At 25.4% G+C, this 15,230-nt stretch carries 12 protein-coding genes; 10 read left to right on the top strand and 2 right to left on the bottom strand.

Going from position 1 to position 15,230, the window contains the following annotated elements; translation table 11 throughout:
- Positions 1 to 69: 69 nt before the first annotated feature.
- Positions 70 to 2,463, top strand: a complete 2,394-nt coding sequence (locus tag HL033_RS00840; protein WP_218194227.1) for an ankyrin repeat domain-containing protein — start codon at positions 70 to 72, stop codon at positions 2,461 to 2,463.
- A gap of 120 nt (positions 2,464 to 2,583) precedes the next feature.
- Here HL033_RS00840 and rpmG read toward each other — a convergent pair whose 3' ends face one another.
- Positions 2,584 to 2,754 (bottom strand): 50S ribosomal protein L33, encoded by a 171-nt coding sequence (gene rpmG, locus HL033_RS00835; RefSeq protein WP_218194226.1) that lies wholly within the window; start codon positions 2,752 to 2,754, stop codon positions 2,584 to 2,586.
- 487 nt (positions 2,755 to 3,241) lie between these two features.
- On the opposite strand from rpmG, the gene HL033_RS00830 reads away from it, so the two are divergent.
- The 3 genes from HL033_RS00830 to HL033_RS00820 all read left to right on the top strand — a co-directional run bounded on the left by HL033_RS00830 (position 3,242) and on the right by HL033_RS00820 (position 5,027).
- Positions 3,242 to 3,964, top strand: coding sequence for a phosphatidylglycerophosphatase A family protein (locus tag HL033_RS00830; protein ID WP_218194225.1), 723 nt, complete (start codon positions 3,242 to 3,244; stop codon positions 3,962 to 3,964).
- Positions 3,965 to 3,971: 7 nt separating this feature from the next.
- Positions 3,972 to 4,433: a disulfide bond formation protein B gene (locus HL033_RS00825; RefSeq protein WP_218194224.1), complete on the top strand. Its 462-nt coding sequence runs from the start codon at positions 3,972 to 3,974 to the stop codon at positions 4,431 to 4,433.
- Between the two features lie 75 nt (positions 4,434 to 4,508).
- Positions 4,509 to 5,027 carry a demethoxyubiquinone hydroxylase family protein gene (locus tag HL033_RS00820; protein WP_218194223.1) on the top strand — a complete coding sequence of 173 codons (519 nt, stop codon included), beginning with the start codon at positions 4,509 to 4,511 and terminating at the stop codon, positions 5,025 to 5,027.
- Between the two features lie 950 nt (positions 5,028 to 5,977).
- Here the strand turns inward: HL033_RS00820 and HL033_RS00815 are convergent.
- Entirely contained in the window at positions 5,978 to 6,337 is a 360-nt protein-coding gene (locus tag HL033_RS00815) for an ATP-binding cassette domain-containing protein (RefSeq protein WP_218194222.1), read from the bottom strand.
- 300 nt (positions 6,338 to 6,637) lie between these two features.
- On the opposite strand from HL033_RS00815, the gene HL033_RS00810 reads away from it, so the two are divergent.
- From HL033_RS00810 to HL033_RS00785, 6 genes are all read left to right on the top strand, one after another.
- Positions 6,638 to 7,129, top strand: a complete 492-nt coding sequence (locus tag HL033_RS00810) for a protein-disulfide reductase DsbD domain-containing protein (RefSeq protein ID WP_218194221.1) — start codon at positions 6,638 to 6,640, stop codon at positions 7,127 to 7,129.
- Positions 7,130 to 7,196: 67 nt separating this feature from the next.
- Positions 7,197 to 7,862: a glutathione S-transferase family protein gene (locus HL033_RS00805; RefSeq protein ID WP_218194220.1), complete on the top strand. Its 666-nt coding sequence runs from the start codon at positions 7,197 to 7,199 to the stop codon at positions 7,860 to 7,862.
- A 291-nt stretch (positions 7,863 to 8,153) separates the two neighbouring features.
- The gene (locus HL033_RS00800) at positions 8,154 to 8,876 is read left to right on the top strand and encodes a biotin--[acetyl-CoA-carboxylase] ligase (protein WP_218194219.1); all 723 of its coding nucleotides are present in this window, start codon (positions 8,154 to 8,156) and stop codon (positions 8,874 to 8,876) included.
- An 826-nt stretch (positions 8,877 to 9,702) separates the two neighbouring features.
- The gene (gene cpg1, locus HL033_RS00795) at positions 9,703 to 11,601 is read left to right on the top strand and encodes a Cpg1 family polymorphic protein (protein WP_218194218.1); all 1,899 of its coding nucleotides are present in this window, start codon (positions 9,703 to 9,705) and stop codon (positions 11,599 to 11,601) included.
- Between the two features lie 536 nt (positions 11,602 to 12,137).
- Complete coding sequence (gene cpg1, locus HL033_RS00790; protein WP_218194217.1) at positions 12,138 to 13,985, top strand: Cpg1 family polymorphic protein; 1,848 nt, start codon at positions 12,138 to 12,140, stop codon at positions 13,983 to 13,985.
- An 819-nt stretch (positions 13,986 to 14,804) separates the two neighbouring features.
- The gene (locus HL033_RS00785) at positions 14,805 to 14,945 is read left to right on the top strand and encodes a hypothetical protein (RefSeq protein WP_218194216.1); all 141 of its coding nucleotides are present in this window, start codon (positions 14,805 to 14,807) and stop codon (positions 14,943 to 14,945) included.
- Positions 14,946 to 15,230: the final 285 nt, after the last annotated feature.

Below are 15,230 nucleotides of genomic sequence, written 5' to 3'. Positions count from 1 at the left end.
TTGATTGTATTAATTCGTATATTAATACACTATAAAAGTGGAAAAATATCTCACTTATTGGTATATATAATGTCGTTAGATGTGTTAATTGATAGTTTAAATACAAGAGATGTTGGTAGGGATATTAATAAAACAAGAAGTATTTACGAAAAAATAGTACGTGCATGTAATGAAGATAAATCTCTAGTTAAAAAGGAGCTGTATATTAGAAAAGTAAATTCTGATTTTATGTTTTATCAAGATGAGTCCAGTATCATTAATGATATTATGCAGGAAAAGGATATTTCTGAACATGTAAAACATTCTCAAATATTTAAGTGTAGTTTCATACATTTACCTTTTATTATTAATACAATAGATTGTGATCAATTAAGTGATTTTTGCGAATGCCTTGTTAGTCATGGAGCAGATATTAATGCTTTGGCCACTGAAAGCATAGTTGTTCAAGGTAAGGTTATTAATGAGGTAATTGGTAAAACCCCTATTGCATATGCAATAGCAAATAAGAATATTCATTATGTTAAGTATTTGCTGTCGTTAGCTTCTATTGATACAGGATGCATTATAAAAGATATTTATGATATAAGTCAAGGTTATAATATTATAATATATGCTATAAAACTGTTTATACTTGATCATAAAATAGGCTATTATGCACTATGTGGTGATATGCTAAAAATTTTGGATGTACTGTTAGACAGATTAGCAATTAATTATGATAACTGTGATATAAAACTGCGAAAATATGCAATACAAATTATAAAAATTTTAGATAATATTAAAGATCCGGGATTTAATTACTTAGTAGAATGTTTAGTATCTGAGGAACTATTAAAAGTTATAGAATTATTTATTATTGGAAAAAGATTATGGAAGAGTGAGATACAAGATACGAGATCAAAGTGTAATTCATTTAAACGTTGTGAAAATAACAAACAAGCATTACAACCTACAAGAAAAAAGAAGAAGCATATAAGTGATGCATGTACATCTAATTCTTTAACAAATGTTATGCTTGATTATTACAATACTAGCTATAATTTAATTTTTAGTAAATACAATCACGATGAAGAAAGCTTATTAGGTATTGCAGTTTTTTGTGGAAAATTACAACTGATAAAATACTTGCTTGAGGATATGGGTATAAGTCCTAATTTAGTAAATAAATATGGTTATTCACTTTTACATATTGCAGTTGTTGCTAAAGATGCGTACGACTGTGTGAGTTATTTATTGGATAAGGGTGCAAATACATCCGTTGCAGAGTATAAATTTCATGCTACTCCTTTACATATAGCTGCTTCGCAAGGATCTTTGGATATAGTGAAGTTAATACTTGGTAAAAATCCAGATGCTGTTTATCAGGTAGATATTTATGGTCAAAATATGTTGCATTATGCTGCAAGAAATGCAAATTCAATAGAGATTTTTCGGTTAATCAAGAATTTAAATATTAACTCTCAAGTTTGTGGTATAACCTTAGATTATGAATATTTAAAAAAACTGTGTGGTATTTATAATATTAGTCAGAGTGAAGTTCAAGAGGTTCTGGAATTAAAGGATAATAATTTTCAACAAGTAGGTAATACACCATTACATATAGCAGTTGAAAATGGTAATTTTGATGTTGCTAAGTTTCTGATTCTGGAAAGATGTTGTGATGTTGATATTAAAAATAAAGCTGGGTATACAGTTTTAGATAGTTATAGTACATGTGGCGGTAATACATTATTACATCAAGCTGTTATGAAAAATGACGTACAGTTTGTTACATACCTTCTATCATATAAGGATTTGGATGTTAATATATGTAATTTAGCTGGTTCTACAGCATTAAAAATTGCTATTGCGCAAAAAAATATAAATATGATTTGCACTTTACTTGCTGATGAGAGACAAAATTTATTTTTTGGTGATACTAAAACTTCCTATATACCATTACTAATGTTTTCACAATTGATAAATGATAAAGTGAAGAAATTGATTATAAAAAAATCAAGAGCAAATCTTATTAAGTATAGTATAATATCATTAAGCATATGTTTAGTAAAATTTGTATTTGTTGCAAGTGCTTTTTTATATTGTATTTTTATATTCCGTGATCAATTAATATCTTTTTTTAATGTAAAATCAGATAGTGTATGGAAGATACAGGTTACTTTTGGTGTAATGATATCGTTGATAGTTTTTTCAATGTTTTTTTGTTGTTTTATAGGTAATGTTTTAACTTTTCAATTAAGTGAGCAAAATGCGATCTTGCCGATTATTAATCAAAAATGTTCTAGTAATGGTGTTTGTAATGAAGAAAGAAATGCATTATTCAAGGGTTTTTATTATAATTCAGAATTATCTAGTAATTGTGGTAGTAATGGTGTACCAAAAAGTTTGAGCGAAAGCACAATTAAGAGGTGCAACGGTCAAACAGCAAGCAGCTTGTCACGTGAAAGTGAAAACACTAAGTAATAGTAAATGATATAGTGATAATATAATATTGTTATCACATAAACACATAATGGTAAACAGCAATAAAGAATAACTTATTCAAATAACAAAGAACTTTTTCTGATAAGAAAACATCAAAAACTATTTTAGCTTTTCTTCATTGAAAATAACATGTCTTCTTGCAATAGGATCATATTTGCGGAAAACTAACTTGTCTGTTAATTTCTTAGGATTACGCTTCTTTACGTAAAAATAACCTGTTTTTTCGCTACTTACTAACTTAACAAGTAAATTAGAAACCTTTTTTGCCATATATGAATAAAAAACATTATGTATATTTGCCATGATAATGGTAGTTAGTGTATTAGTCAAATGATTTTTAAAATTAATTATATATTATTTAGCATGATTTATTTCAGTATAATTAGTGATTTTGTTGGAAAGTATTGTGAGTTATATATCAGGTTTAAAAATTTTTAGTTTGGAATTTATTTTGTCAATGATGTATAATGGACATTAGGGGAATAGTAATAAAAAAAACTAAATACATGATTCTGCAATTTTATTTTATGTACTAATTTAGCATTTATTTTTTGTAGTACAATATTGCAAGTTTACAAGTAAATGCAATTTTTAATAAACATTACTTAGCTATTAACATTCTTATTATTTTTTGTTATTTACCTTTAAAAGCTTTACTTATATAATTTTAATTAATGTACTTCAAATTATATTAATAATAATTGACTGTAAACTGTAAGTTGATAGTGTTTATGTTGTCCAAATTAGAGTAATTGTAATGTTTAAGTCTTATTTTCAGATTTTAATAAAGATTATTGGAAAATTTCTCCCTACAACATTAATAAGTACTTTTTTTGGTATAGGATATCTTCCAGCATGGCAAAGTCATTGGGCATCAGCAAGTTCTTTATTATTATGCTATATTGTCTTTTTTTTAGTTCATGGAACTTCTTACTTATTTTCAGGTCTTATGGTGACTGGTGCAATGATTGCTGTGTTTTTTTGTAAGGTTGCATTATCATGTTTAATATTAGGGATGATATCAATATTTGTTTTTCAGGTAAAATATCAGTCTTTGCAGTCTAATCAACCCATAAATTGTGAAGATAATATAGTTATACAAATTGTTATAGGTCAGCTTTTAGTTGTTGCTCTTTCTATGCCTGCTACATTGTCAATATATATACACTTAGTAGATATATATGATAGAGTATGTAAAGGAATTTTCTTATGTCCTACTTGGTTTAATAACTTAACATATTTTATAATATTTTTTGCGGTACCTTTTGTATTTTTTAACTTGATAGAAGTGATAAAGCCATGGCCTATATCTTTTTTACAACTTACTTATAATAATTGTTTTTCAATAATGCTAGAGGGTATAGTAATTGTTATTTATACGTTAATTATCATGTATTTTATTGCATTTATATATTTAGATTTGACTATCCAGCAGGCTATAGCTTTCAATAAATATATTTTTGCTTTTATTATGAGATGACATAAAGATGAAAATATATAATATGTTATTTTTGTTGTTTAGTGTAATTGCATTAGCTGTTGCCTACATAGCTCAGTTTCTTTTTAATTTTATTCCCTGTGAGTTATGTATATATGAGCGTATACCATATTTTATAATTATAATTTTATGTATTATGAGTTTTTTTGTAAAACATAAAATGATTTTTATATCTATATGTTTGTGTTATGTATTAAATATTTGTATATCAACTTATCATGTGGGATTGGAGCATGGATGGTTTTCTGATGTATTAGGTTGTAGTAGTAATATTAACTTAAATGGTTTGAGCTTTAATGATGTAAAAACCAGCTTGTTGAGAACTAATGTTGCTTATTGCAATGTTCCTAGCTTTATTTTTCTTGGAATTTCAATGGCAGGGTGGAATCTTTTTTATAGTATAATGTGTTTGCTTTTTGGGATTTGTTTATTTTACAAACATAAGTTATAATTTTTTTATGTTATAGTTTAAATTTAATATAAGTTAGTTATTATTATACAATAATAAGTTATTCATTAATGTGTTATGTTAGAAAATTTTGTTAAAAGTGTTGTTAGAGTAAATCATGCTGGTGAATATGGTGCAGTGTGCATATATTATGGGCAGGAATGGGTGTTTAAAAAGAACCCTGAAATTGCTGAAAAGATATTTCATATGAAAAAACAAGAGCAAGGTCATTTTGAGTATTTTAATAATACTATGAAGCAAATGCAAGTGCGTCCTACATTTTTTTTACCAATTTGGCATGTTATGGGTGTCATGATAGGCACTATAACAGCGATGATGGGAGAAAAGTCAGCAATGGCTTGTACTGCTGCAGTTGAAGAAGTTATATGTGAACATTATAAAAGTCAACTTTTGCAATTAGATAATTGTGATAATTCTCAATTAAAAGAAAAAATAGAACAGTTTTATAGGGAAGAATTAGAACATCATGATATTGCTATAGATCATGGAGCAAAAAATGCCTTTGCATATCGAATCTTATCTTATACGATAAAAAAAATATGTAAGACTGCTATTGCTCTTTCAAAGGTGCTATAGATATTGAATGTATGTTATTTACAGTTATTTTTTGTTATTGTACTAAAAATGATATTCAACTTTTTAGATAAGCTTTTACAATAAGACCATGGTAATATTATTGTGAATAATGAGATTATCTAATAGAAGGCGATTATAATGTTAAAATATTTTATAGTATAACTTTTTATAATATAGAAGCATGTAAAATTATTTTTTATAATGATAAGTAAGCTTTTTATATAGCTGTTATCACTTTTTAGTGCTCATTATTATAATGCTGTATTTAGGAAATTATGCACACTAATAAATAATTTTATGAATGCCATGAAGACTGTATGTAGATTTAATAATTGTATCAAGTGAAATCTGTATAATGTTTTGTGAAAAGAAATATAGTAATTTGATGAAGTATTAGTATTTTAGCATTATAAATGAAAAAGTCGCTTTTTATATATCAAGTTTTTATTATACAGTAAAAAATAAAGCTGTTGAGTTCTGAATAATTGTAATGTTATACATAATGTATTTGCGTATATTAAGATATGAATTAATAATTTTTTGTAAAAAGCTATATTACTAGATATACTTTGGTGCTTGAATAAATAAAATGATAAATGTATTTTACAGAAAGTTATGTATGTTGAAATTATTTTTTAAGGATCTTTTGCTATTTATAGGAAGTATCTTTTTAATATTATATGAATTTTTATTTTATAAAACTGTATATCAATTTGCTCCAAGATTTGATTTTTTATTTATCTTTATAGTTTTTTTTTATGTAGAATTATTACCATGTTATTTGTCATTATTTGTAATAGGTGTGATAAGGGATTGTGTATATGCTTTACCATTGGGAGTAACATCACTCACTTATATTATTGCTCATACTATATTGAATAATAGCTCCAGCAAAATGCAAAAAATGTATTTAATAATAACTTTATTAGTTGTTTATGGATTGCAGTGGATTATGTACAGCATTTTTTTTTTTTTTGCTCTTTATGAATATCTCTCATAGCAAACATTACATTTTCAATGACAGTTTGATGAGGGAATAGGGATGGATGCTGGAAGATCAGACCAACATTTCGATTTTCTACTGGGATAAAAACCTTTCCATCGGCTACAACTTTGTTATTAATCCATATTGAACCACTTTGTAGTTTTTCTATGCCAGATATTAATCTTAAAATTGTTGACTTTCCACACCCAGAAGGTCCAAGTAGGCAAATAACTTCCCCTTTGTTACCAGAAATACTAATATTGCTTAATAAAAATTTACTTTTTTTATATTTATGAGAAACATTATTCAATTGTAATCCAACCATTTCTCACCATTCTAATTCAGTAAAATTATTAATGTTAGATCTTATTATATCAGAAAAGCACATACTTTCAAAAAAAAAGTTATAAATCTTGTATTCAATATTTATAAATAATTTTAGGTAATTTTTCATAATTTAATTCAACAGAGATTATTAATTTAGGAGAGTTACTTAATTAACATATTAGACAATAAAAACAATAATATTTTAAATTAGTTATACTTATATGAAGTTATAGTTTACAAACTTAAAATTATACATGTAAGATGTGTTTAATACTTTAGTTGGTTAGTCACATAATTTATGAAAATCTTTTTCCTTATATTAATATTAATGTTACATGAAATTTCTCATGCACAAAATCATGATAATTTAGTGAACATTAATTTCATGTTAGGTTCTGTGCAACAATCTAATGTTGTAAGTGCTGGAATAAAATTTATAATTAAAAAGGGATGGCACATTTATTATAAAAATCCAGGAGATATGGGATTGCCTACAACCTTTACTTGGCAAGGTAATATAAAAAATTTTGATATACATTGGCCCGCGCCTTTACAACATGTAGATAAGATTAACAGTAAAGATTTTTACAGTAATATTTATACTGATACTATCATATTCCCTATATCATTTACTATTCAAGATAATAAAAATGTAACACTAAAAATTAATTATGCAGTCTGCAATACTACATGTATTCCTCAAAGTAAAACATTAATGTTTAATGAGCTACCAAATGATTTTTTGGATCACAAAATTCTTAACTTAATTAATGCATGGAAAAGTAAGTAGATCAAAAATCTATTGTACTATCTGTTAAAGCATGCTATAAGTTAATGCAGATATATAAGCTCATAGTATGGATATATTATATCATTTTCCTTTATGTCCTTTTTCAAGGAAAGTTCGTATTTTGTTAAAAGAAAAAAAAATTAACTTTAATCTTATTGAGGAAAATCCGTGGAAAAAAAGAGAAGAGTTTATAAAAATTAACCCTGTTTGCCAAGTGCCGGTACTTATTAACAATCAAAATATTATTATCGATAGTCAAGCAATATGTGAATATATTGAAGAAGTATATAACGATTTTTCATTATTAGGAAGTTTACCATATCAAAGATCAGAAGTACGTAAATTAATTTCTTGGATTGATTATAAGTTTTATCATGAGGTAACAAAGTACGTAATTAGTGAAAAAATTTCCAAATATTATATAAAAAATAAAAGTCCGGATTCCAGATTTTTAAGAGCAGCTATATATAATTTACAATCTCATATCAAATATATAGAACATTTAATTAATACAAATGGTTGGTTAGTGTTACACGAATTAACACTAGCAGATATTGCTTTATCTGCGCATATTTCAGTATTAGATTATGTTGATATTTTTCCGTGGAATATTAGCAATACAGTAAAAGAATGGTATTCAATAATAAAATCTAGATCGTCATTTTCGCCAATACTACAGGATAGAATTTTAGGATTTACTCCACCTGCACACTATTCTCAATTAGATTTTTGACTAACGATATTGGTAATTAAGTATTATATATAAAGCATTATTAGTATAGGTGCGCTAGGAAAAAGTTTGGTAATAATATTAATGATTTATCATGTATAGTATATCATAAATAAAAATTAGCCATTAAAATGATATATAGGTAAGAATTGTATATCTATAATGTCATTATTGTTAAATTATGAAATAAATGCTTAAAATATGTTCTTATAATTATCAATAAATATGTATTTAATATACTGTTTAATAATTAAAAACTAACTATAATAAACTTAATACATAGATTACTAAATTATGCATATTAACAATATATCGCATGAGTATTGTGTATATCATTATGATATTATATATAATACTAATGAAGAAGCGATTAATTTAGCAGAACGTGGGGCACATGATGGTACAGTAATTATATCCGATGAACAAATTGCAGGAGTCGGCAAATACGGTAGGAAATGGCATTCTCCTAAGGGTAATCTTTATTGTAGCATTATTATTACATCACAGATTGAATTTGCACAGCTACAATTTATTACATCAGTTGCTGTAGGCAAGACTTTAAATCAAATATTTAATCAAAAAATAGGGTCTTTTATAAGTTATAAATGGCCCAATGATGTCTTAGTTGATGGGAAAAAGATATCTGGTATATTGATACAAAAAAAGAGTCCATCTGCATGGTTAGTAATAGGTATAGGAATAAATATGTATAATTCTCCATTCTATGCTACTTCAATTGTTAATCATGTTTCTAATTTTAAGTTATCGAATTTACAACTTTTGCAAATATTTCTTAAATATTTCCATGGGTTAAGGCAAGATTTTCTAAAGAACGGATTTCAAATTATAAGAAAGTTATGGCTTGAAAAAGCGCATTTATTAAATAGCCCTATAAAAATCATGACATATGATCAAAGAGTATACAGTGGCCTATTTTTAGGTATAGATAATGAAGGAAGTGCAATTATAAAAAGAGATTGTAAAATGTTAAAAATTAGATATGGAGAAATTTATTAAATTATAACATTCTATAAAATAGTCTGTGATTTTTAATTCAAATATATTCAAGTTATTGAATAAATTCATAAAGAAATAGGTTGATAATTAAATTTGTGTATATAACAAATGTAGTACTATTCTTTAATGTTCATCAAAACATTTTTGATAACGGATGGTGCAAAAAAGCACTGAAGAGCATAATTTATATATACTTAGTTTATTTGTGTAGTGTATGTGATATAAATAAAGCATCTTGATTAAGAGATCTAGAATGTTGTGAATGTTTTTTATTGTTATTAGCAAAAGATTTAGGTGGATAATAGAATACTGTATTTAGTGATAAAAATACTTATTAAAATATAATAAAGTATTTGGATGATATTGGTTTAGACTGTAGACATATATGTAATGAACTAGTGTACTTTTAAAATTTAAGCAACCATATAGTTTTTATTTCAAATGAATTTGAATTATATATCTAATAATATTTAAAAAGCCAAGTATAGCTTTATATAATAATTTGCTGGGTAGTATTCTATGGATGATAATCTTTAGGATATATACTTTAAAAAAATAAATAATGAATTTAATAATACTTTGTAAGATATGATTAAAATAATTAATATGGACTATAAATTTGTTATAAATAAAAAACTTTCATTAGTGTAAATACAACATTATTTCAAATTTTATTTGAATGATAGGTACATTTACATAATCTAATCTAACTTAATTAAAGATAATACAGCTTTATTAGTTTATACAATGGTTAAAAAATACACCAATTTCTTGCTGTATAATATAAATGTGTTATACTTATTTAAGTGTGTTAAGTGAATGTGTTATGAAAGAAACATTTAGTCCTCTTGAAAAAAAAGTCTTTACAATTATAGAGAACATTATTAAGAAACAATTGAATAATGGCTTTTTTACTAATGTTTTTGAGCAATTTTTTATAAAAAAGCCACGAGATAGTCATAGTATTGCTATAATTACTACAGAGAAAGTATTGAATATACTGATTAACGACACATATGGATATATACCTACTGAAACCTTTTATAATGTAACGGAACATTTAAATTATCTCTTTATTGAGAAGCTAAAGTCAAATATGCATTATGAATTAGTAAATTTATTTCAAGTTTTAGATAGACATGTTAAATTACATGCAACAGGATTTAAATTATATGATAATCAAGAATACGAAAAGTTTATTGCTGAAAATGTAAGTCCTGTGGCAATTAATGAATTAGCACGTTCTTCAGTAGAAGTGTTACAAGGTTGTAATCTTTGTATATTAACAAGAGAATGGTTTTTAATTCGAGCATTAGCGAGATCAATTATTAACATTTATGTATTACGTAATCCTTGCATAATGCAGGAGCTTTTTGCTGAATTCAGTGTGTATAATGATTTAGCGACTTATTTACAACAGCGTGATAAAATTTTAGATGAACAGTTAAAAGCTGAAAAAAAATTTCAAGAGTATCATTCCATTATTAATTGGATTTTAGATGCTACTAAAAAAGCTATTGATAGGTTTTCGTACTTACCGAAAATATATGCTGCATGTACATGTGTAATATTTATATCACGCAGTGTTACAGTATATAAATTTGATAACTTTATTAAAAATAATAATTTAACAAATTGTACATTTCCAACAGGAAACAATGTTTGTGTAAGCAGTAATTTTTATAATTACTCGTATATGGATGTAATACCTTTTATTATTCCTAGGATAATAGCGATATTATGTTTTTTAACATCTACACCATTGTTGCTATATGCTATGTTTAAGAATAGTTTTGTAAGGAAAAAAATGTGTCAAATGCGATATTATGATGATCTATTGACCGAACCTTGGGTTTGTGCACTTTTTATAAGGATGATATCAGACATTGTAATGCAAATTACCATATTTGATGCATCCAATTACGTCAGTAATATTATGCAGTGGAGCTTAATGAGAACTTATGTTCCATTCGGAATAATAGAAAATGCCTATAAGGTAACAGAAATTTGCCGTATGGTATTGCTTTCACGTTTACAAAGAACTTATGATGCGCAATTTACTCTATATATGAAATGGGTTGTTCTTTCTTTTAGTACTGTGCTTAGTTGTGAGTATGCATCACAAGTTTGTAATTTTTTTTCTTATAACATACCACGTTATATATTGAGTGTACCAGCATTATTTACGCCTGCATTTGCTGTTATATTACCTTATTTATATAATAGACAATTAGGAAAGATTTTATATTCTCCTTTGATATCAAGATATATGATCCTAGATATGACAAGATGTTTACTTACTTATACGGTATCAGATGAACTTATTTCTACATTACCAGATAATAATTATAAGCAATGGTTAAGCTTTATATTATCACTGAAGATTTTACTTAGAATATATGTAGATGTAAAATGTGGTATTATAGTACAAGAGTTATCTAACACTGGCAGCATTATAGCTTATATGCAGCATTTAAGAAATTCTAGAATATTAAGAAATCATAGTGAATTTTTAAGATGTGAAACAGAATTACAACATTTACATGTTAATTCGCTTCCAGATACAACATTTGATACCATATCTCTAGATGAGCGATCAAATATATTAACGTTTAATGAAGAACACTATGGTAATAGTGAGCAATCAAACGACTGTTCAAATATACCAAGCAGATTGAGTGTTATATATAACAATAATTCACGATCTTCTGTCTGTCGTAGATAAATTAAATAACATACGCTAGTTACTAATTATAGATATTTATAGTTTTAGGTATGTGGTACTTGTTATTTTGTAAATAATTACTACACTATAATTCTTTTCTTCATGAAATAGTTACAGTATATAATGAAGCTTCTATAAACTAATTTCTGTATTAATATACATAAATGCATTATTAGAGTGTTAAAATTCTTGAATACATTACTAAGAAGACTTCTATTATATATGTTCAATATAATATCATTATATATATTAAATAATATTGTATGTTATTTTAGTTCAACTTGTGCACATCTTTTTTATAAAGGTATTATAAGTGTGATTAATTATAAATTAGATACTTAGAAAGATATAATATTTAAAATATTTCTAAATATATAACATCACTTAATATTAAAAAGTTGTGAGTCACAATGATTTGGTACTATGTTTATATAAAAAAACTTATAAGTATTTTTTTTGTTTGTTAAAAAAGAAATAATTTTTTGTATATTAATAAAAATAATGTTACAATTTTATATGTGTGTTTAGGTTATAGCATGATAAGAAAACTTAATCCTCTTGAGCGAAAAGTTTGTAATATAGTATGTGATGTTATAGAAAAAAAGTTAAATCATGGGTTTATTACTAATTTTTTTGAAAAATTATTTACAAAAAAACCAAAAGACAGTCATAGTATTGCTGTATTTATTACAGAGAGTGTATTGAGTATTGCAATTAACAATACCCATGGGTATATTCCTACTGAAACTTTTTTTAATGTAATGAGATATTTAGATGGAGTGTTTATTGAGCAACTTAAATCTAATTCCCATCATGATTTGTTAAGTTTATTTTATGCTTTAGATAGATATATTTCCTTACATCCAACTGAATTTAAATTAGATGATTTGAATCAATACATTGCATTTGTGAATAAAAACGTACATCTTGTGCAAAAGAATGCATTAGTTATATCTGCAGTAGCGTTATTAAACGGAGATAATCTTTGTATATTAACAAAAAAATGGTTTCTAATACGAGCATTATCAAATGCTATTGCCAATATTTATGTGCAACATAATAATAAAACACAAGAAGAACTGTCTATTGAATTTGAGACACATAACAACTTGATGACTTACTTTTATCAACGTGATAACATTTTAAATATGCAGTTAAGGGCTGAAGAAAGTTTTCAAGATGAGCATCCTATAATTGATAAGCTTTTGAATACAGCTACAAAAATATTAAGCAAATTATCATATATGCCGCAAATGTATATTACATGTATATTTGCAATATTTGTTACACGTACTGTTGATATAATGAAATTTAAGGATTTTGTAGACAAAAATAATAAATCTAATTCTTGCAATTTACCATTATCAAATTCATCTTATTATAGCACAAGTTGTGAAGATTTTGATTTTGATGAATATTTTCCACAGTATGGTGGAATAATAAATGCACTATCTACTCTTGTTACAACATTAACATCAGTAATATGTTTGTTTGCTTCTGTCCCACAAATGTTATTCTCTAAATATCGCAGTGATTGTATATTATATTATAGCATGCGTAGAGGATTATATAATAAATCACCAATACGACCTTACTCTGCTTCATTGGCAATAAGGTGGTTATCAAATATGATCATACAATTTATTGATATATTTAATAATATATATGTAAAATCCTTAATGCAATGGTATATAATAAGATCTTTTGTGCCATTAGGAGTAATAGAAAATACTCAAGTTATGAGTGAATTCTATCGTGTTGTTTCGCAGTCAAGTGCAAAATTAGACAGTAATGGACGATTTGTTTTAAATCGGAAATATATTTTTGGTACATTTGTTATGGCGGTTGCTTTAGAATATACAACGCAAGCTTTGAAGTATAACGGATATTTAGTAACATATAATGCATTAGGTGTACCAGTGAAATTGATACGTGTGCTTTCTATTATTGTACCTTATGTAACAAATAGAGTTTTTTATGGCATATCGTATCATCCTGAATTGTCAAAATTTTTAGCTTTTAGTTCAGTGAGGTGTATATCTTCTCCTCTGGTGTTACCACTATTTGATAATATACAAGAAATAAGGTATATGAGTTTAATAACAGCACTTGATATTATATTAACAGTATATGCAGATACGCAATGTAGTATAATTGCAGATGCAATGTTTCGTAATAGGATTGTAATATCTTGTATTAAAGATATGAAATCTTATGCAGAATTGCAAGACTTTACAGTATTACATTCATCAAGAAATATGGTTGATACACCGTCGGTAATTAGAACAACAGAAAGTCCTGTACATGAGAATGTACCTGGCATAATAAGTAGTCCTATTATTGAACCTTTAGAGGAGCAAGTTTCTAATCATGTATCTATATAGAGTTATTTAATACTGTAATAGTTTATGCTATTAAATTTTTAGCACAATTATTAAGAGATATGTATATGAAGTAAAGATTTAATAAATTTGTCAAGTGTATTATGATCGTTGTCAGAGTAATAATATAAATTACTATGCGAATACTTGAAGAAAGATAATTAATGCAGTTATGAATTTTTTCATTTTTTATGTGCTATTTTGTTGTAAAGTTTATGTATTCTTAGTAGTACAAAACACATTGTAATTTAATAATGTAAAAGTTATTAATTTTACAAAAATTATACAAAAATAGTCATAAAGTATATTTAATACATTATTTTAAACTTATTTTTGACTTTAATGAACATAAGAAGTTTATTTTTAAAATTTAAAAAGGATAATTTTTATAGATAGTAAAAATACATTACTTTACTTATAAAAATATGTTTTAATTTGATTATTTTTTAAATTAAAGTTTGAATACTTTTTATAGGTGGCTTAAATACATTCTCCCTTAGGTAGTATTTAATTTGCTTATGAAATGGATTTTTAATTTAACAAAGATTTCTTTGATTAATAATTTTATTAGATACAAAAACTAATTGTATTTTATTAGTAAATTTTCAATTATTATTGCTACATATTATAATAAGAAAGCATGTTATAATTAATATAGATATATCTTACTAAAAATGTTTGTAACATACAATATTTGTAGATAACATATTTTTCATATCAAATAACAATTTGCATTTAGTATACTATACTTTATTGTATATATTTTTTAATTTACTGGTTGATAATTTCTTTATAATAAGAACTTGTGTACACCATAATGCTATGAGTGTCTTATGTATTAGTAGTGCCAAAAGTAGAGGTGATTTTATTATTTGTTTATGCACAACATTAGAGCTGTTTTTTTTATGCTATATACAAACATTTATTGCTTTGTTCGAGGTTATGCAAATAAATGCTGGTTAGCGTATATTATTTGCAAAAAATAATAGTATAATTTTACTATTAGAATAAAGTAAATTTTCTGATTATTAAATTGATAAAATGTTTTTTATTTATTTTTATAATTACACATATTAGCAATATATGTATTAATTATATTAATTTTTAGAAAAGTGAACGTGTATGAACTATATGATAAATGATTTGTAAAACAATCTGTGAATAAAAAAATCTGATATAATATCATGAACTTTGCTAGGGGGTATTTTTTGTAACATTTATATATACAATATAATATTTAAGTACATA

It is taken from the genome of Neoehrlichia mikurensis (assembly GCF_019186785.1).
In the GTDB taxonomy this organism is placed as follows: domain Bacteria; phylum Pseudomonadota; class Alphaproteobacteria; order Rickettsiales; family Anaplasmataceae; genus Neoehrlichia; species Neoehrlichia mikurensis.
This window is presented reverse-complemented; position numbering and strand designations above follow the sequence as displayed.